Genomic DNA, 18,254 nt, shown 5'->3' on the forward strand with positions numbered 1-18,254 from the left:
AGTTTTTCGATATCAAGTCAGATGCAATGAAAAGAGAAAAAGAACTAAAATCTAGTAAGGGAAGAGCCTTTTTAAGAAAGATCATATAAAATCGTTGGGCTCATATCCGTCGGCTGACGGACGTCTTTCGCGTCTGGCCCCCGCTACTAGAAAAAAGACAAGTCGAAAGGCTTGTCTTTTTGTTTTATATGCCACTACTCACTGAATCATGTTCGTTACTTGTTTTATATTCAGCTACATTCGATAAAATTTATATCGGCTACACGTCTGATTTAATAAGCCGATTTCATTCACATAATTCGCTAGCAAAAAGCGGATATACCATGCGATTCCGCCCCTGGCAAGTTATTTATGTTGAGTTTTTCGATATCAAGTCAGATGCAATGAAAAGAGAAAAAGAACTAAAATCTAGTAAGGGAAGAGCCTTTTTAAGAAAGATCATATAAAATCGTTGGGCTCATATCCGTCGGCTGACGGACGTCTTTCGAGTCTGGCCCCCGCTACTAGAAAAAAGACAAGTCGAAAGGCTTGTCTTTTTGTTTTATAAGTCTCCCACCCAATAACCCATCCTGTCTTGTGCTAGCTCTTAATCATAAAAAAATCGACCACTTAATAAATCTTTCTTTAGGTAAGCCTTTCAATTTCATAGGTTTGCATGGATTTGATTAATCAAAGCACATGAAAACCACCCTAAAACTACCTGATTTACAAACCTGTCTAATCGCTGATGTCCTGTTCATCGAAGGGAAAAGTAATTACAGCATTATTTACACTACAAATGCAGACCCGATCACGATGGCCAAAACGCTCAAGAAATTTGAGTCACAGTTGAGGCTTCATCCATTTTTGCGCATCCACAAGTCGTATTTAATTAATCAGGCGCATTTGACAAGCCAATCACTTAGTCCTGAAAATACCCTTCAATTGTCCAACGGCACAATCTTGCCCGTGTCAAGACGGAAGAGGGAACAGATAAAAAAATCACTATAAAAAAAGGGCTTCCAAAACTGGAAGCCCTTTTTCATGAAAGAAATTGCTGATTATTTAGCAGCCGGCGCAGCTAACAAATCAAAGAACTGATCCAATTTAGGTGTTACGATAATTTCCGTACGACGGTTTTGCTTACGACCTGCACGGCTATTGTTACCTGATTGTGGTTCAAATTCCCCACGACCACCTGCAGTCATACGCTCTGGATCTACCCCAAATTTTGTTTGTAACAAACGAACTACCGATGTAGCACGCATTGCACTTAAATCCCAGTTATCTTTGAATTCTGGCGTTGAAATCGGCACAGCATCTGTATGACCTTCAACCAAGATATCTAAACCTTTGTGATCATTAACCACTTTCGCAACTTTAGCTAACACAGCTTCAGCTTTCGTACTTACGCGTGCTGAACCAGATGCAAACATCAATTTGTCTGAAATTGAGATATAAACAACCCCTTTTTTCACCTCGATAGAAACATCATCATCATTTACATCAGCCAATGAACGCTTCAAGTTCATTACCAATGATAAATTAACTGAATCTTTCTTTTGAATCGAAGAGTTCAAATCTTTGATGTATTTACCCTGCTCATTTAAAGCATCCAAAGATTTGCGAATGCTTTCAGCACCCGATTTATTAATTACCGATAAGTCAGATAAACGATCTAACAAGTTAGTATTCGTTTTCTTCATGTAATCCAATTGTTCTTGCAATGATTTTAATTGACCATTTTTAGCCTCCAAATCCGCATCACGCTTCTTTACTTCACCTTGCAAACTAGCTGTTAATGATTGACAATCAGCCAAATCAGACTTTGCACGTGCAACAGCTTGATCACTGCTTGCTTGTAATTCCGTTAAACGCGATTGCAATTCTGTCATCTTTTTCTTGCTCGCACAAGAGGTAAACAAAAATGGCAATATCGCCAGTACCCAAATTAATTTTTTCATAAACGTATAATTAAAGGAATATGGTAAATAAGTATTTTAACAAAAGTAAAAATCAAAAATAGATATTTTGTCCTGAATAACGAAAAATTTAAAAAATATACCCGTTTTTTATAATCGCGGCTTGCGCTATTTGACGTCGCGCCTCAATTAAATTCTTTGCATCAATTTTGGTAAATCGTTTTAAACCTAACAACAGGACATTCAATTCATCTCCTTTAGCAAAACCCATAATCACTTCTTTCCCAGCATTTACAATCTTATCCATCGCTTCATGCAAATAAACCAAAGCGCATTCCCGCGCAATTTGATACTTTTCTTCTCCATCCCGCTGAATCAATTTATCCACACGGCATAATGCAGATTCTGCAACATACACCTCAATCATCATATCCGAAATACCCATCAGAATTTCTTGTTGGTGCTCAATTTCCGTTGTATATTTCTGAATAGCCGCACCTGCCGTCATTAAAATTGCCTTCTTCGCATTGGCAATGACTTTGTATTCTTTTCCAAACACACCTTCAGGAACATCTGTAGAGAAATCCGGCACGCCCAAAATTTCCTTCCCCACGGCCATCGCTGCAGGCATTAAATCAATCTCTCCTTTCATGGCACGTTTTAACACGGTGCCAACAGCCAGCAGACGATTGATTTCATTTGTCCCCTCAAAGATTCGATTAATACGAGAATCACGATATGAGCGCTCCATCGGAGCCTCGGCTGAAAATCCCATCCCACCATAAATCTGCACCCCTTCATCCGCAACATAATCCAAGACCTCTGACCCATGCACCTTTAAAATCGCACATTCAATTGCAAATTGCTCAACGCCCTTTAACTTCGACTCTGCATCAGCCATTCCCGATGCCTTCAAACTCGCAATGGATTCATCGATATTTTGACCGGCACGATAACATGCAGATTCCGATGCAAAGGTCCGAACAATCATATTGGCAAGCTTTGCCTGAATCGCTCCAAAATCATGAATTGACTTCCCAAATTGTTTACGTTCTTTCGAATAATTGGTCGCTAAATTAATAATCCCTTTAGCGCCTCCTATTACGGCTGCAGCCAATTTTATCCGACCAATATTTAGAATATTAACAGCAATCTTAAATCCACCTTCGCGTTTAAATAATAAATTCTCAACGGGAACTTCACAGTCCGTAAAGAAAATTTGACGGGTCGAACTTCCCTTGATTCCCATTTTATGCTCTTCTTCATTCATCGAAATCCCAGCAAAGGATTTCTCAACAAGGAAAGCCGTCAAATTTTTATCATCGTCAATTTTGGCAAATACGATGAACAAATCAGCGAAGCCTCCATTCGTAATCCACATTTTCTGCCCATTCAAGACATAATGCGTACCTGCTTCATTTAATTTAGCTTTTGTTTTCGCGGCATTCGCATCGGATCCCGAATCGGGTTCGGTCAAACAATATGCGGCCTTCCATTCGCCCGAAGCAAGTTTTGGCAAATAGGCTTTCTTTTGCTCCTCCGTACCATAGTAAACGATGGGTAAAGTACCAATACCTGTATGCGCCGACAATGCAACAGCGAACGAATGCCCGCCTCCGCAAGCCTCCGCAACCAACATCGAGGTATTAAAATCCATTCCGAACCCACCATATTCCTCCGGCACAGACGTCCCGAGTAATCCTAATTCACCAGCCTTATCCAAAAGGCCAACCATCACAGAGGAATCCTTTGCGAAATCAATCTCATCCAAAATGGGATTTACTTCCGTTCGGATAAAATCCAAACAGGTTTGGCTAATCATGCGTTGCTCTTCTGTAAAATCCTCAGGAATAAAAATTTCGGATGGCAACAATGGGCGAATCAAAAACTCACCCCCTTTAAATGCATTTGAACTACTCATGGCTATTGCTTTAGTTTGTTTGAAACTGACTCAAATATCGTATCAGACTCCTCATCTAATATTTTGTTTATCGACCCAATGACCTCAAAAAACGAAGAAAGTTTATCCTCACCTATGCGCTGATAAATTAACTCGTTAAAAATTAATACCCCTTGACGCGCCTGATCTCGCTTCTGCTTTCCTAAGTCGGTAAGGAAAATCTTAACTACGCGTTTATCTGCAAAATTTGCTTCCCGACGAATCCATTTCTTATCCTCGAGCGTCTTCAGCATACGCGTCAGACTCCTCGATTCTAAGCCTAAAGCAGGCGCAATTTTGGTCGCGGAAGTGCCTTCCTTATCGATGTGTAACAACACATAACCAATGGCCATCGTCATATCAAATTGTGCGGAATAGGTATTGTACATGCGACTAATCGCATACCAACTGGATTTAATCTGGAAGTCAACGGTTTTTTCTGCTTTCATAGGGCTTAAGGTATGCAGGCATACCTTTGTAAATTTGAAACAAAAAAAAATAGGATGCAAGCATCCTATTTTCAATTTTCTATAAAAGACTAATTATTTGATTCGATTTCCGCGCATCCGCTTGCTACTTACTTTCAAGCCAGAAAAGGATGACTTCATGATCAATAAACGAACTTTCTTTTTGTTATAGAGCAAATATTTATTGCCATCATACATTAAACGAGAGAAAGTTGGACTTCCTGACTCATCAACCAATTGGTAATAGTATTCGCCGCGTTCTCCCAATACAGGGGCAAAGTGTAAACTTTTTTCTTCGCCAGCTCCAGCCTCAAAGGAAATTAACAACTGATCTTTGGTTTCTTTCACCAAAACACCTGGCGTTTCTTGCTCCAAGCTTACGCGGTTAATCGACTTACCATTAACAATTGTAATCTTTCCAGATTTTACGTTCGCATCCGAAGCATTCAATTCTCTTTCTAAAAACAACGCATTATCATTGTAAAACTGAATCTTATCCAAGGGCAATTGGTTTTCTTTAATCAAAGTCATCAAAGAACCTGTCAATTGCGTCTTTTCAGAGCAAGAGCTCAACAAAATTACGCTTAGCAATAAAAAAACGAGCTTTTTCATAGAATTAGTTAACGCCTTCGGCAAGAATTAACACCTTATTGTTTAACACTTCAACGACTCCTCCTTCAATTTGAAAGACCTCCTTATCAGCTGATAATGTTCCCTTTTCCAAGGTACTAACTAAAGCCGCGTGATCATTCAAAATCTGAAAAGAACCATCCACGCCAGGTAAAGTCACCACTGAGGCTTCTCCAGCGAATACTTTACGGTCGGGTGTAATAATTTCTACAAACATAGTATTTCTTATTTAGCAGCTTCTGCTAGTAATTTCTCTCCTTTAACAACTGCATCTTCGATGGTTCCAACTAAGTTGAAAGCCGCCTCTGGCAAGTGGTCATATTCACCATCAATGATTGCGTTGAATCCTTTGATCGTATCGTTGATATCTACTAGAACGCCTTTTAAGCCTGTAAATTGTTCAGCCACAAAGAATGGTTGAGATAAGAAACGTTGAACACGACGAGCACGAGATACAACCAATTTATCTTCTTCTGATAATTCATCCAAACCTAAGATCGCGATGATATCTTGTAATTCTTTGTAACGTTGTAAAATCTCTTTCACACGCTGAGCAGTATCGTAGTGAGAATCACCTAATACTTCTGCAGACAGGATACGAGATGATGAATCCAATGGATCCACCGCTGGGTAAATACCTAATTCAGCAATCTTACGAGATAATACCGTTGTTGCATCTAAGTGGGCAAACGTTGTTGCCGGCGCTGGATCCGTTAAGTCATCGGCAGGTACGTAAACCGCTTGTACCGATGTAATCGAACCACGCTTCGTAGAAGTAATACGCTCTTGCATCGCTCCCATCTCCGTTGCCAAAGTTGGTTGGTAACCTACCGCTGATGGCATACGACCTAATAAAGCAGATACCTCAGAACCCGCTTGAGTAAAACGGAAGATGTTATCAATAAAGAACAAGATATCACGTCCTTGGCCTTCGCCATCGCCATCACGGAAGTGTTCCGCTACTGTCAAACCTGACAACGCAACACGAGCACGTGCTCCAGGAGGCTCGTTCATTTGACCGAACACCAAGGTAGCTTGAGATTTCGCTAATTCCGTTTGATCTACTTTCGTAAGATCCCACTCACCAGCTTCCATCGCATGCTTAAATTCTTCACCATATTTAATTACGCCAGACTCAATCATCTCACGCAACAAGTCATTTCCTTCACGCGTACGCTCACCAACACCTGCAAAAACAGATAAACCTTCGTAAGCTTTCGCGATATTGTTGATCAACTCCATGATCAATACGGTTTTACCTACACCGGCACCACCGAACAAACCAATTTTACCCCCTTTAACGTAAGGAGCTAATAAGTCAATTACTTTAATTCCTGTAAATAAAACTTCCGTCGTTGTTGCCAACTCATCAAACTTCGGTGCTGCACGGTGAATCGGCAAACCCTTATCTGATTTAGGTTGTGAAATACCATCAATAGCATCTCCAACTACGTTAAACAAACGACCCTTGATACCTTCACCTGTTGGCATTGTCATCGGAGTTCCTTTGTCAATCACCTCTTGACCTCTTTGAAGACCTTCTGTTCCTTCCATCGCAATCGTTCTTACACGATCCTCTCCTAAATGTTGTTGAACTTCTAAAATAAGTTCCTGACCATTTGATTTGGTAACAGAAAGAGCGTTTAAAATCGCTGGTAAATGAGATCCTTCTCCTTCGAAGCTCACATCGACTACGGGCCCAATTACTTGAGCAACTCTCCCTTTATTAACTGCGTTTGCCATTTGAAAATTAAATTTATAAAAATGAGATATCCATTCGGACTGCAAAATTAGTTCGGAAATTCCAATAAACAAAAATGCAGATTGTATTTTTCTCCTTTTTTTTAACAAAATCAGCCCAATTCTTTGAATGAATTAAAGTTTATGCAGAAATTGGCTTTTGAATAAACGAATGACTTAATGCCCAAAACCCCATTTGCCTTTTCCGCTTTTATCGGCACACTCTGCCTTACAAGCACCGCATTGTGGTTGTTTTTCTCGTATTCTCCCATCGAATTGCACGCCATCAGTGAAATCATTCCCGATCGCGCAATAATCGATGAAAATGGCACTACGCAGCTCGAAGGCATGGTTTATTTCGTCAGACAATCCTTTTTATCGGGAGCCAGCAATCCGCTCATTTGGCCCATGTACCTGTATTCAGGCCTTGCGCTAATGGCCATTGTTCTCATCCTCATTGGCCTCAAAAAATGGGCACAAATCCCCAGAAATTACTTTGTGGGTGGGTTTATCGTCTGGGCGGGACTTGTAGTTGGAACCAACCTACATCATTCCATCCGTGAAATCGGCCTAATCATCATCGAACAATTCAACGGCCTGGGCATCTTAAGCTTGATTGCCAGCGCCATTTTACTCTCAGCCGCGATTCCGCGCTTGCTTTTCCAGGTCGGCGATAGTAATCAATACCAACAAAGTAGGCGAAATTGGCTCATTCTCTTTGGCTTTTCCTTGTCAAATTTAATACTAACCTATGGTAAGGAGTTCTTAGGCTGGGATATCACCTTCGCTATTCCAGGATTAATTTTTATCCAAATTGCGTGGGTCGCTTATTCATTTCAAGCAGATTCGATGAACTCCTGGTTACGCTGGGGCATTAATCTACTAAGTCTCAGCACACTTCTCTATTTCCAAATCAGCGGAAATGATCCAGGTATAAACGCCTTTGTCCATGGGTCCCTGATTTGTCAAAGTGTGATGCTGTTCTTATTCCCATTGTTCATTATCAGCAATTTTAAAACGCCGATTCAACAACACTTACCTGTATATAAAATCATTCACAAAGCTCCTCATGTCGATTTACGCTTGATATACCTTGGCGTTTTCATCTTGGGATCCGCCTGGGTGTATGCCAAAAATGCGAGTGTGATTCACCAATTCCAAGCCGCATTTTACAATGAACGTGGGGACATGGAATCCCAAGCGGAAAACCGAAAATCGGCAGAATTTGCTTACCAACAAGCCATGCTTCATAGCAAATTGAATGCGAAGAGTAATTTAAGTTTAGCAGCTTTGGCTTTACAAGCAAATGATTATGAAACAGCGGCCTACTATTTAGCGACTAGTTTACAAAAACATGCGAGCGAGAGCGCCTATCTCGCGCTAGCCAATATTTACCTCAACAATGATCACGCTTTCGAGGCCTTGTTTATGTTGCAAAAAGCCCAACAGCAATTCCCTGAATCATTAGAAATCTTAACTTCGCTTGCCAAACAATTTGAATCCTTAAAAAGCATCGATTCGGCGAATTATTATTACCAAAAAGCTTACAAGCTTCACCCCAATAATTCCATTAGCCAAGGGAACATGCTTTACAGCGCGAAAATGCCGATTGAAAACAATGAGGATACAGATCCAGCCGTTGCGGCAAATAATTTAGCTATCGCGTTAAAATCAAAGAAATCCGTACAAATCCCAGCCCCTGAAACTACACAAAACCCGGGCCTAGATTTGCGCCAATGGGCATATGTTTATAATTACCAGCTATACGCTAAAAACCAATCTCCCGAATACCCAATTAGCCAATGGGTGAAAAACCCATTAACAGCCGCCGCATTCCCTGAATACAATTTAATCGAAGCTTGGCAAGCATATCATCATGGCAAACCTTTAACTGCGCTGCAAAAACTAGACTTACTGATTAAACGGGATACCACGGCCACAGGAACTGGACTTAAAAGTATGTTGGACTTTTGGAAAACAAGTTTACTTAAACCTCAAGCCACGCAACCCCTCACTACGCTTCAAATGGCGCAAAATGCATTAAGGCAATACCCTTTCCAGGTGGATGTACTCCAACAAGCTTTGCCACTATTAAACAAAAATAAGCAAGAAAAAGCGGGTTATGATGCCGCTTTGGCAGCACTTCAATGGAATGAAGGCGTACCCGTTTATTATTTAATATTTGCCATGCAGGCATATCAAATAGGCGAAATCACCTATGGAAATGAAGCAGTTCAGGAGTTGAAGAAACGAAACCCGACGATTTATCTGGCTAATCAAGCAATACTAGCAAAAGCATTGCAAGAAGCCATTCGCCGACAAAATTTCTAGTGAGCACTTGTGTATCAGATAATTATCCCGTAGTTTTGCAGACCAAAATTACATACATGGCGGAGTCAATGGTTCTTTCGACATGTATTCACCTAATGAACCAAACAAGATGAATCAAAAAATTCGCATCAAGTTGAAGTCGTTCGACCATACATTGGTTGACAAATCAGCTGAAAAAATCGTTAAAGCGGTTAAAGCTACAGGAGCAGTTGTATCTGGTCCAATTCCATTGCCAACTAAAGTTGAGAAATTCACAGTTTTGCGTTCACCACACGTGAACAAGAAAGCGCGTGAGCAATTCCAATTATGTACGTACAAGCGTCTAATTGACATTTTCTCTTCTTCTGCAAAAACTGTAGATGCTTTGATGAAATTAGAATTACCATCAGGTGTTGATGTTGAAATCAAAGTTTAACCTTCGGTTTCAAACACAAAAAGAAAACCTCTCCGAGCAATCGAAGAGGTTTTTTTTATGAGAATAGTTGGAAAATCTTTCTCAAAGGTTTCAAGGTAACGGTGAAGAAATAAGGCTTTAAGCCATTCTCTCGCCATGCTTTTCTATCTTCTTGGTTCGCGACCCAGCGGTGTTTCCAGGAAGCTGTGCTCGTCCCCCCAGTGCGCATTGTCATAAGCAGTTTGGGCAAATAGACAACCGAAATTCCATGCTTATAAAGTGCACGAAGCATCCATTCATAATCACCAGCACAGGTGTAGTGCGTTTGGTAATAACCTATTTGTTCATAAACGGAACGTTTGACAAAAAAAGAAGGATGCGGTGGCATCCAGCCCCATAACCAACTCGATTTCTTATAAGCCCCAGCCTTCCACTGTCGGACGACTTTTAGGCTAACAGGATCAATGAATTGCAAATCCCCATAGACAGCATCCACGTGGTTTTGTTCAAACGACTGAACAACTTGACTAATTACATCGTTGCTCGGATAAAAATCATCTGCCCCAATCACGCCCACCACATCGCCAGTAATGCGAGATAAGCCTTTATTGAATGCATCGTAAATTCCCTTATCTGATTCAGAAATAAAATTGATCCGCGGACCGAAGGACTCCAATAGCTCCTTGGTTCCATCCTTAGATCCACCATCAATCACCCAATATTCAATATTGGAATAATCTTGCGCAAGAACACTCTCAATCGTTTGCTTGAGGGTAGCCGCTGCATTGTAACATACCGTGATGATGGATACTTTCAATTGATGTGATTAAAAACCAAAGATATAAAAATCCCTCCCAAAGCTTAATTCGAACATTATAATATTTTTTTACGCGAAGACTTGACAAAAATATATTTTTCCGTACCTTTGCAAACCCAATTCGATTCTAAATCGGATTTTAATTAATAAAGCAATGAAAAGAACATTCCAACCCTCAGTACGTAAAAGAAAGAACAAGCACGGATTCCGTGAGCGTATGTCTACTGCAAACGGTCGTCGTGTATTAACAGCACGTCGCGCGAAAGGTCGCCATAAGTTGTCTGTTTCTGACGAAAAAAGAGGTAAATAAGCCATAATTTAGTTCAAGCTGATTGAGGCCATTTACTTATCCTATAAGTAATTATGCCATGAATTTCAGTTTCCCTAAATCCGAACGATTAACTCAAATCAAGGTAATCGATTCGTTATTCCAAAAGGATAGCACAAGCGTTTCACAACGTTTTGTCTATCCTTTTCGAGTTTTGTATAAGACCAATTCGGCCGCTAATCTGCCAGCACCCCAAATAATCATTTCAGTTCCCAAACGTAAATTCAAAAAAGCGGTAGACCGAAATCTATTGAAGAGACGAATTCGGGAGGCATACCGCTTAAATAAACCCCACTTTATCGGACCTCAATTCCAGAAATTACCGGAATACTTGGGTTTTGTTTATATTGGTTCTGTCATTGAACCCTATGCGAAAATCGAAAAAAGAGTCATTGGCATTTTAAAAGAACTCAGCACGCCTCAGCCATGCGAATAAATCCACGTTCATTTAAGCGTTCTTTCCTAGGGTTAATCCTCGTTTCGGGCTTATTCCTCGCCTTTACAAATCCGGGTGATCGATTTTTTGAAATTGCTAAAAACCTTGATATCTACGCAACCGTCTTCAAGGAATTGAATACCTACTACGTAGATGAAGTTGACCCGAAAAAGTCCATTGAAACGTCTATCGAAGCACTTCTTAAAAGCTTTGACCCATATACAGTCTATTATCCAGAAAGTGAGATCGACGAATTTCTCCAGATGACCACGGGGAAATACCAGGGAATTGGGATTATCCTATCCGATATCAACCAAAGCCATCGCATTAGTTTTATTGAAGAAAATAGCCCGGCAAACAAAGCTGGCTTAGGAATAGGCGATCAAATAATAAGCATTAATGGGACGAAATTAGGGGAAACACCCGAAACAGATCCCGCGGTACTCATGAAAGGAAGCGCCGGTTCCATTGTCAATATCGAAGTCTTGCAAGTTGGGCAAAGCACCCCCCAAACCTTCTCGATTAAACGCGAAACGGTTCAGATAAAAAACGTGGTCAACGCATCCATCATTCGACCTGGCGTGGGCTATATCTTGCTAGAGGACTTCAATGCCTCCGCAGCAAAGGAAGTGAAAACAGCCTTGCTTGAGTTGAAAAAACAAGGTATGCAAAAATTGATTTTGGATTTAAGGAACAACCCGGGGGGCCTTTTAACCCAAGCGATTGATGTATGCAATTTATTTATTCCAAAAGGTTCAAAGATTGTAGAGACGCGTGGTAAGGTAGAAGAATGGAACAAAAGTTACCAGGCACTCAATCAAGCCATTGATACAGAGACTCCCATCATCGTCCTAATCAACAACCGAACGGCTTCTGCTGCTGAAATTGTCGCAGGCGTATTGCAAGATTATGACCGAGCCGTGATTATGGGACAAAAGAGTTTTGGCAAAGGCCTCGTCCAAGTAACACGCGACTTGCCCTATCGAACCAAAATGAAAATTACCACGGCCAAATATTATATCCCGAGCGGGCGTTGTATTCAAGCTTTGGACTATAAAAATAAAAATGCAGATGGAACAGCTAAAGTATTTCAGGATTCTTTGGCCAACGTTTTTTACACAAAAAATGGGCGGAAAGTCGTAGATGGTGGAGGTATCTTGCCCGATCAGCCAACGGATAAAAAACCCTTATCTGCTTTTGCGCAAGCCTTGTTGAGTAAAGAAATGTTCTTCCTATTTGCTAGCGATTTTCATGGATCAAACAGTACAATTGGCAGTGCCGAAAACTTTGCAGTAAATGCCGAAATCCTCAGCCAATTCAATGTTTGGCTCACAAAGGCTCGATTCACATATGAAGCACCGGTAGAAAATCAGGTAAAAAAACTACTCGAGTCAACTCGAGACCAACCTGAATATTCAGAACTCCAGCAATTAATTCAAGCCCAATCCGGGCATTGGAAAACAAATTTGGAACGAGAACTAAAGCTTCATGCCCAAGAAATCACGCCCTTGCTTGAGCAGGAAATCATCATGCACTATTATTTGCAGAAAGGATTAAATACTTGGTCCACGCGCAAAGATCCGAGTATATTAGCTGCTATCGATTTATTAAGCAAACCGACTAAATTTGCATCTATTTTAAGTAGACGAGAGAAACCATGAGTTTGATTTTAAGTATCGAAACTTCCACCCCCTTATGTTCGGTTGCCCTGCATCGATCAGGCGAATTATTGGCAAGCCAAGAAACGCAGGAAGAAGGTGGACATGGGAAAAAACTAACCCGCTTAATTGAATCCTGTTGTACCATGGTTGGCATTTCCTTGCAACAACTTGATGCTATTGCCGTTTCAAATGGACCTGGATCATACACAGGATTACGGATAGGTTTGGCAACTGCTAAAGGATTATGCTTTGGCTTAGATATCCCCTTAATTACGATGAATACCTTGCAGGTTATGGCAAATGCTTGGACAGGCTTACCTGAAAACACGCTGTTATTACCTATGCTGGACGCCCGCCGTATGGAAGTTTATGCTGCCGTTTTTGATGGAAAAAGTAAGATTCCCATGACGGAAACACATCCCATTGTCTTGGAATCAACTTCATTTGAATCGTTGAATCAACCCAGCATTGCATTTGGGAATGGTGCATTAAAATGGAAAGATGCTTGCAAAAATCCGCACATTTCTTTTTCGGAAGAGCATCCTTTTCCACATGCCAAATTTATGGGGATAGATGCCGCGAGCGATTTTGCTGAAAAGAAATTTGCATCATTGGTACTTACTGAACCAGCCTATCTAAAAGAATTCATGGGCACAAAACCCAAAATTAAATCATTGTAAGCATGGAAGAGATCGTCAACAAAGTCAAACAGAGTGGGCTTATTCAAATCGACTTAGAAAGCTTACGCCCGACAGGTGAACGGGTATTTTTCGACATAGCGCCCCAATTGTACATGGGCTTGGCCCTGCGCGAAAAGGACTTCAGGACCTTCATTAAAGAACACGATTGGTCGCAGTATACGGGTAAACATGTTGCCGTCGCTTGCACAACCGATGCAATTATCCCTACTTGGGCTTACATGCTCATTGGCTCTCAATTAAGCGGAAAGGCGGCTACATTAATTTATGGAAACTTAGCAGATTTAGAAAAACATTTGTTTGATCAAGTTATCCAACAAATGGATTTGACTGAATTTGAAGATGGCAAGATTGTCATCAAAGGTTGTTCGAAAGAAGCCGTGCCGCTAGACGCCTATATTAGCCTTACAAATCGACTGCGCCCTATTGTGCGGAGCATCTTTTTTGGGGAACCTTGCAGTACGGTACCCATTTATAAAAAAGCAAAATAGTCCATCCCTTTTCATAAATTTGCGCTTTAGCTGATTCGTATGTCCCAACAATCCCAAGAACAATATCAATTCATATCTGCCATCCTAACAAAACATTTAGGACCAGGAAATGCCATTGACGATCTTCAGTTTTTTTATGGCGGGAATTTCAATCTGGCGGTACGCGTCAAAACGGGGGCTTCCGAATATTTCATCAAATGGACGCAGAGCGAGCACCAAGGACTATTTGAGGCCGAAGCCAAAAACCTTCAACTCATTCAAAAAACAGGCGCGATCAACGTGCCCAATGTGTTAGGGGTAGGCACCCTAGATGAGAAGGAATACCTCATGCTGGATTGTATCCAATCGGCAGAAAAATCCACCAACTATTGGTCGGACTTTGGAGGTAAATTAGCTCACTTGCATCAACAGCATTCGAGTAAAGGTCATGGACTGGACTATGATAATTTTTTAGGTGCTGCCAAACAAGATAATACTTGGCAAATGGATGGCGTGGAATTCTTCATCCAAAATCGACTTAAAAAACAGGTAGATGCCGCGATCTATCACCGCAAAATTTCAGCGGAGATGGAAGAAAAATTCAATCTACTGTACGATAAATTACCTCAATTAATCCCAAATGAATCTTCTGCCTTGTTGCATGGAGATTTATGGTCGGGTAATGCGATGGTCAATGAAAATGGGGAAATTACACTCGTAGACCCTTGCTGTTATTTTGGACTTCGCGAAGCGGAATTAGCTTTCACAACGATGTTTGGTGGGTTTCCTACCGAGTTTTACGAGGCCTATCACCGGACTTTCCCAATCGAAAAAGATTTTCATCAACGTATTCCCTTGTACAATTTATACCCACTGATGGTGCATGTAAATTTATTTGGAGAGGGGTATTTACCGGCAGTCGCTAAGATATTATCAAGCTACTAATTGCGGTCAGCAATCCATTGTTGAATAACCTCGTCAGTATCAGCTGCCCCGGGAAAAAATGCCACAAGTTTGCGTAAAATTTCTTCCATAACGGCGTCTGGGCAAGACGCGCCACAAGTCAACAAAATCTTAACCGGGTGCTTAGTGGGGATATAATCTAGCGTTTGAACCTCTTCTTTCCTACGGTTATTATAATGCCATATTTCCGTAGGACTGACTAATTTGTCGGCCGACTTGATGAAATAAGTAGGTAATTTTTCTGCACATAAATCCACCAAATGGGCGGTATTAGAAGAATTATAACCTCCGGCAACAATGGCAAAATCAGCCTCCTCTTTCAATAAGCCATAAGTAGCGCTTTGATTATCATTCGTCGCGTAGCAGAGTGTATCGCGCGTATCGGCAAAATGTTCCGTTACTTGATCGGCACGTAATTGGTAAAATTGAATAATTTCTTCCCGGAGGTAATCGACAATTTCCTGTGTATCAGTCGCTAGCATTGTCGTTTGATTGACCACGCCAATACGCGCTAAGTCGGTATCCGGATTAAAACCCTTCGAAAATTGCCCTTCAAACTCATCATAAAATTCTTCCGCCGGCTTTTCTTTTCGAATGTAATTTGCCAATTGCTGGGCTTGTTGGAGATCTTTTATCACCAAGGTAGGAGTCACGGATTGAGAATGCGAAAATGTTGCCTTCGTTTCTTCATGACTGGGTTTCCCATGCACAATGACGGAATACGATTTTTGACCTATGGCACTAGCGCGATTCCAAACTTTTTCAACAAACGGACAAGTTGTATCGTACGCATAGGTATCGATTCCGATGGATGTTAATTTGGCTTGAATTTCCAGCGTTGTTCCAAAAGCTGGAACGATAACTATGTCGTTGGACTTTAATGCATCCCAAGGAATAATTTGCCCACCTTTGGTATCTTGAATAAATGAAACCCCGCGATCTAGCAAATCTGCGTTAACGGCAGGATTATGAATCATTTCAGAAAGTAGATAAATTTTCTTACCCGGATTTTCCTCAATGATTTTATAAGCGGTTTCCACGGCATTTTCAACGCCATAACAAAAGCCAAAATGGCGGGATAAATACACTTCGACGGGCCCAAAATTAAAATGCGATGGGCGATAGTCTTTCTTCAATTTATCATGAACACGCCTTTGTTCCTTGATGGCACCAATCAACGAACTACTGAATAAACTGGGAATTGAGAAAGACTTCATCGGAATGAATTAGACAATAAAATGTAAGAATAAAACACTTTTTAGACCTAAGTGTTTTCAAAAATACAAAACTCGACTTGGAAATAAGCATGTTGCAATCAATTACCATTAAATAATTGATTTGGGTAGATGTTGTGTAGTAATGAATTGTTTATGTTAATTTTACATTTGAATTTTCAACGAAATCAACAACCCAATACGAAAAAATGAACAAGTCTACAGCTGGCAAGTTTCGATTTTGGCGTTCTGTTCTATCCAATCCCTTGAGTAATGGATTGGTTTCGTTATTCCGAAATCCAATTAGCTTATTATATTTAGGGCTTTTTATATTCGCCGTTTTAATCAACATCGAACACTCATTCAGTGACACCCCGAAACAATCCGGCTATTTTAGCGGATCTGTTGAATTTGACAAACAGCCTGCCTACACAATTAATACAACAAAAATCAAGGCAGATATCACCCAGTTAGGTGGGGAACAAATTTTAGAAATAACCGCCACAAGTCTGAATGATTCCGAGACGGTTTACACGCAAATCAAGAATTTCAAAGGGGAAGGCACCTATTTCATTCCCGGTGATGGCTCTTCATCAAACATTGGTAACTTGATCAAAGATATCCAAGACTACCAAAATAAAAACAACTTTTACGAGGCTACAAGGCCGAACGCCGCAGGTATCGCCAACGGGGTTGGAAGAGTAAATATCACCACATATACACAAGATGAGATAGCAGGTGATTTAGTCTTAATTGGGAATAACCCAGCTGGGCAGCAAGCCATTTTAGGTGCCGCAAAATTCAAAGTTAACTTACAGCCTTAATGGAAATGATCGAATTTGAACCTAGTTTGGTTCAAGCCGCCTGGGAAGATGTCCTTGATTTTTTCGAAAAACAATTTCATAAACGTCCGACCGACTTAGAGTCCATTTTATTTTTAATTGGCGTGCAAGAATTGGGAATTGGTCACAAGGTTTTCACCAAAGAAGAAAAACAAGACTTAATGCACATAGCCACATGTAAAGTGTTAAGCTTTAGTGGTTTTTACGAATTGGAGGGGCTTGATGAAGCGGGCTGGCCGCATTGGAAATTGATCACCCCCGTTCCGTCCCTCAATTTAAAGGAACAGGATATTCTTTTAAAAGCACATATCATCCATTATTTCGAAACAGAAGTATTTTAAGCCATGATCAAAATCATCAGTTATAATGTCAACGGAATTCGCGCTGCCATTCAAAAAGGTTTTACACAGTGGCTCGCTGAACAGCAAGCTGATGTTATTTGCATTCAAGAATTAAAGGCTGAATTTGATCAAGTTGACACGAGCGAAATTGAGCAATTGGGCTATTCGGTGCATTGGCATTCCGCTCAAAAGAAAGGCTATTCTGGCGTAGCGATATTTTCAAAATTACAGCCCAAGCATATTGAAGTTGGTTGTGGCATCGAAAAATACGATTTTGAAGGACGTGTGATTCGTTTGGATTTTGACAATTTCTCTGTCATGAGCGTGTACATGCCTTCGGGTTCAAGTGGGGATGAACGCCAAGCTTTCAAAATGGAGTGGTTAGCTGATTTCCAACAATACATTCAGGCATTGCGCCAAGAAATCCCGCATTTAATTATTTCCGGTGATTACAACATTTGCCATCGCGCGATAGATATTCATAATCCAAAAGGCAATGCGAACAGCTCGGGTTTCTTACCGGAAGAACGCGAGTGGATGGAGTCGTTTGTTCAAGACGGGTTCATTGATACATTCCGTCATATTAACCCAGAACAAGTACATGCTTATTCTTGGTGGAGCTATCGAGCCGGAGCTCGTGGCAAGAACCTCGGTTGGCGTATCGATTACCACATGGCAAGCGAAGCATTAAAGCCGCGTATTGCAAATGCCTACATATTACCTGATGCGATGCATTCAGACCACTGTCCTATTGTACTTGAACTAAATCCCGCTTAAGATGCATTTCGAAAAACATGTTTTCATTTGTGCCAATGATAAAGATACACCCAAAAAATGTTGTGGTTCTGGCCATGGCATGCAATTAGTAGAGGCATTTAAGGCTGCCTACGCGGAAGCGGGAAGCCCTGCCAAAATTCGCATCCAACGCGCGGGCTGCCTAGATTTTTGCGGCAAAGGCCCAAGCATGGTCGTCTACCCAGAAGGTGTTTTCTATGGCAATGTGCAAATGGAAGATGTACAAGAACTCACCCAAAAACATTTAATTGAAGGCGAAATTGTTACACGCCTACAAATCGGATAAT

Annotated in this window: 22 protein-coding genes and 1 pseudogene; 15 read left to right on the top strand and 8 right to left on the bottom strand. The window is 40.9% G+C overall.

The window, feature by feature from the left end; all coding sequences use genetic code 11:
• The 3 genes and pseudogenes from V7S75_RS00150 to V7S75_RS00160 all read left to right on the top strand — a co-directional run.
• A pseudogene (locus V7S75_RS00150) lies at nt 1-89 on the top strand (GIY-YIG nuclease family protein); the annotation flags it as partial.
• A 99-nt stretch (nt 90-188) separates the two neighbouring features.
• Nucleotides 189-446 (top strand): GIY-YIG nuclease family protein, encoded by a 258-nt coding sequence (locus V7S75_RS00155; RefSeq protein WP_459510694.1) that lies wholly within the window; start codon nt 189-191, stop codon nt 444-446.
• Nucleotides 447-678: 232 nt separating this feature from the next.
• Nucleotides 679-990, top strand: a complete 312-nt coding sequence (locus V7S75_RS00160; RefSeq protein WP_459510695.1) for a LytR/AlgR family response regulator transcription factor — start codon at nt 679-681, stop codon at nt 988-990.
• Between the two features lie 50 nt (nt 991-1,040).
• Here V7S75_RS00160 and V7S75_RS00165 read toward each other — a convergent pair whose 3' ends face one another.
• From V7S75_RS00165 to atpD, 6 genes are all read right to left on the bottom strand, one after another.
• The gene (locus tag V7S75_RS00165) at nt 1,041-1,943 is read right to left on the bottom strand and encodes an OmpA/MotB family protein (RefSeq protein WP_377974812.1); all 903 of its coding nucleotides are present in this window, start codon (nt 1,941-1,943) and stop codon (nt 1,041-1,043) included.
• Between the two features lie 88 nt (nt 1,944-2,031).
• Nucleotides 2,032-3,822: an acyl-CoA dehydrogenase family protein gene (locus tag V7S75_RS00170; protein WP_459510696.1), complete on the bottom strand. Its 1,791-nt coding sequence runs from the start codon at nt 3,820-3,822 to the stop codon at nt 2,032-2,034.
• Between the two features lie 2 nt (nt 3,823-3,824).
• Nucleotides 3,825-4,289 (bottom strand): MarR family winged helix-turn-helix transcriptional regulator, encoded by a 465-nt coding sequence (locus tag V7S75_RS00175; RefSeq protein WP_459510697.1) that lies wholly within the window; start codon nt 4,287-4,289, stop codon nt 3,825-3,827.
• 93 nt (nt 4,290-4,382) lie between these two features.
• On the bottom strand, nt 4,383-4,919 hold the full coding sequence (locus V7S75_RS00180; RefSeq protein ID WP_377974806.1) for a hypothetical protein: 537 nt from the start codon (nt 4,917-4,919) through the stop codon (nt 4,383-4,385).
• A gap of 4 nt (nt 4,920-4,923) precedes the next feature.
• A complete protein-coding gene (locus V7S75_RS00185; protein WP_459510698.1) occupies nt 4,924-5,154 on the bottom strand; it encodes a F0F1 ATP synthase subunit epsilon in 231 nt (76 codons plus the stop codon).
• 8 nt (nt 5,155-5,162) lie between these two features.
• On the bottom strand, nt 5,163-6,680 hold the full coding sequence (atpD, locus tag V7S75_RS00190) for a F0F1 ATP synthase subunit beta (protein ID WP_459510699.1): 1,518 nt from the start codon (nt 6,678-6,680) through the stop codon (nt 5,163-5,165).
• 177 nt (nt 6,681-6,857) lie between these two features.
• Here atpD and V7S75_RS00195 point away from each other — a divergent pair, with 177 nt between their 5' ends.
• Both V7S75_RS00195 and rpsJ read left to right on the top strand, forming a co-directional pair.
• Nucleotides 6,858-9,008, top strand: a complete 2,151-nt coding sequence (locus tag V7S75_RS00195; RefSeq protein WP_459510700.1) for a tetratricopeptide repeat protein — start codon at nt 6,858-6,860, stop codon at nt 9,006-9,008.
• Between the two features lie 109 nt (nt 9,009-9,117).
• The gene (gene rpsJ / locus V7S75_RS00200) at nt 9,118-9,423 is read left to right on the top strand and encodes a 30S ribosomal protein S10 (protein WP_315575090.1); all 306 of its coding nucleotides are present in this window, start codon (nt 9,118-9,120) and stop codon (nt 9,421-9,423) included.
• Between the two features lie 55 nt (nt 9,424-9,478).
• Here the strand turns inward: rpsJ and V7S75_RS00205 are convergent, their stop codons facing one another.
• Nucleotides 9,479-10,219, bottom strand: a complete 741-nt coding sequence (locus tag V7S75_RS00205) for a glycosyltransferase family 2 protein (protein WP_459510701.1) — start codon at nt 10,217-10,219, stop codon at nt 9,479-9,481.
• A 154-nt stretch (nt 10,220-10,373) separates the two neighbouring features.
• Here V7S75_RS00205 and rpmH point away from each other — a divergent pair, with 154 nt between their 5' ends.
• Genes rpmH through V7S75_RS00235 form a run of 6 tightly spaced genes read left to right on the top strand, consistent with a single transcriptional unit; the run spans nt 10,374 to nt 14,757 of the window.
• Complete coding sequence (gene rpmH, locus V7S75_RS00210; RefSeq protein WP_127802947.1) at nt 10,374-10,529, top strand: 50S ribosomal protein L34; 156 nt, start codon at nt 10,374-10,376, stop codon at nt 10,527-10,529.
• A 58-nt stretch (nt 10,530-10,587) separates the two neighbouring features.
• Nucleotides 10,588-10,983 carry a ribonuclease P protein component gene (locus tag V7S75_RS00215; protein WP_459510702.1) on the top strand — a complete coding sequence of 132 codons (396 nt, stop codon included), beginning with the start codon at nt 10,588-10,590 and terminating at the stop codon, nt 10,981-10,983.
• Nucleotides 10,974-12,644 (top strand): S41 family peptidase, encoded by a 1,671-nt coding sequence (locus V7S75_RS00220; RefSeq protein WP_459510703.1) that lies wholly within the window; start codon nt 10,974-10,976, stop codon nt 12,642-12,644. Before V7S75_RS00215 ends, V7S75_RS00220 begins: the two co-directional genes overlap by 10 nt.
• On the top strand, nt 12,641-13,324 hold the full coding sequence (gene tsaB / locus V7S75_RS00225) for a tRNA (adenosine(37)-N6)-threonylcarbamoyltransferase complex dimerization subunit type 1 TsaB (protein WP_459510704.1): 684 nt from the start codon (nt 12,641-12,643) through the stop codon (nt 13,322-13,324). The genes V7S75_RS00220 and tsaB overlap by 4 nt, the downstream gene beginning before the upstream one ends.
• Before the next feature lie 2 nt (nt 13,325-13,326).
• Nucleotides 13,327-13,833: a DUF2480 family protein gene (locus V7S75_RS00230; RefSeq protein WP_459510705.1), complete on the top strand. Its 507-nt coding sequence runs from the start codon at nt 13,327-13,329 to the stop codon at nt 13,831-13,833.
• A 39-nt stretch (nt 13,834-13,872) separates the two neighbouring features.
• Entirely contained in the window at nt 13,873-14,757 is an 885-nt protein-coding gene (locus V7S75_RS00235; protein WP_459510706.1) for a fructosamine kinase family protein, read from the top strand.
• On the opposite strand, the gene V7S75_RS00240 is transcribed toward V7S75_RS00235, so the two are convergent.
• Entirely contained in the window at nt 14,754-15,992 is a 1,239-nt protein-coding gene (locus tag V7S75_RS00240) for a 4-hydroxy-3-methylbut-2-enyl diphosphate reductase (RefSeq protein ID WP_459510707.1), read from the bottom strand. The two genes, V7S75_RS00235 and V7S75_RS00240, sit on opposite strands and share 4 nt — an antisense overlap.
• 206 nt (nt 15,993-16,198) lie before the next feature.
• Between V7S75_RS00240 and V7S75_RS00245 the strand changes: the two genes are divergently transcribed.
• Genes V7S75_RS00245 through V7S75_RS00260 form a run of 4 tightly spaced genes read left to right on the top strand, consistent with a single transcriptional unit; the run spans nt 16,199 to nt 18,253 of the window.
• On the top strand, nt 16,199-16,813 hold the full coding sequence (locus V7S75_RS00245) for a hypothetical protein (RefSeq protein ID WP_459510708.1): 615 nt from the start codon (nt 16,199-16,201) through the stop codon (nt 16,811-16,813).
• A complete protein-coding gene (locus V7S75_RS00250; protein WP_459510709.1) occupies nt 16,813-17,172 on the top strand; it encodes a hypothetical protein in 360 nt (119 codons plus the stop codon). Before V7S75_RS00245 ends, V7S75_RS00250 begins: the two co-directional genes overlap by 1 nt.
• Before the next feature lie 6 nt (nt 17,173-17,178).
• Complete coding sequence (locus V7S75_RS00255; protein WP_459511141.1) at nt 17,179-17,949, top strand: exodeoxyribonuclease III; 771 nt, start codon at nt 17,179-17,181, stop codon at nt 17,947-17,949.
• A gap of 1 nt (nt 17,950) precedes the next feature.
• Nucleotides 17,951-18,253 (top strand): (2Fe-2S) ferredoxin domain-containing protein, encoded by a 303-nt coding sequence (locus V7S75_RS00260; protein ID WP_459510710.1) that lies wholly within the window; start codon nt 17,951-17,953, stop codon nt 18,251-18,253.
• Nucleotide 18,254 lies beyond the last annotated feature (1 nt).

Source organism: Aquirufa sp. TARAVU-A1A, from assembly GCF_054558675.1.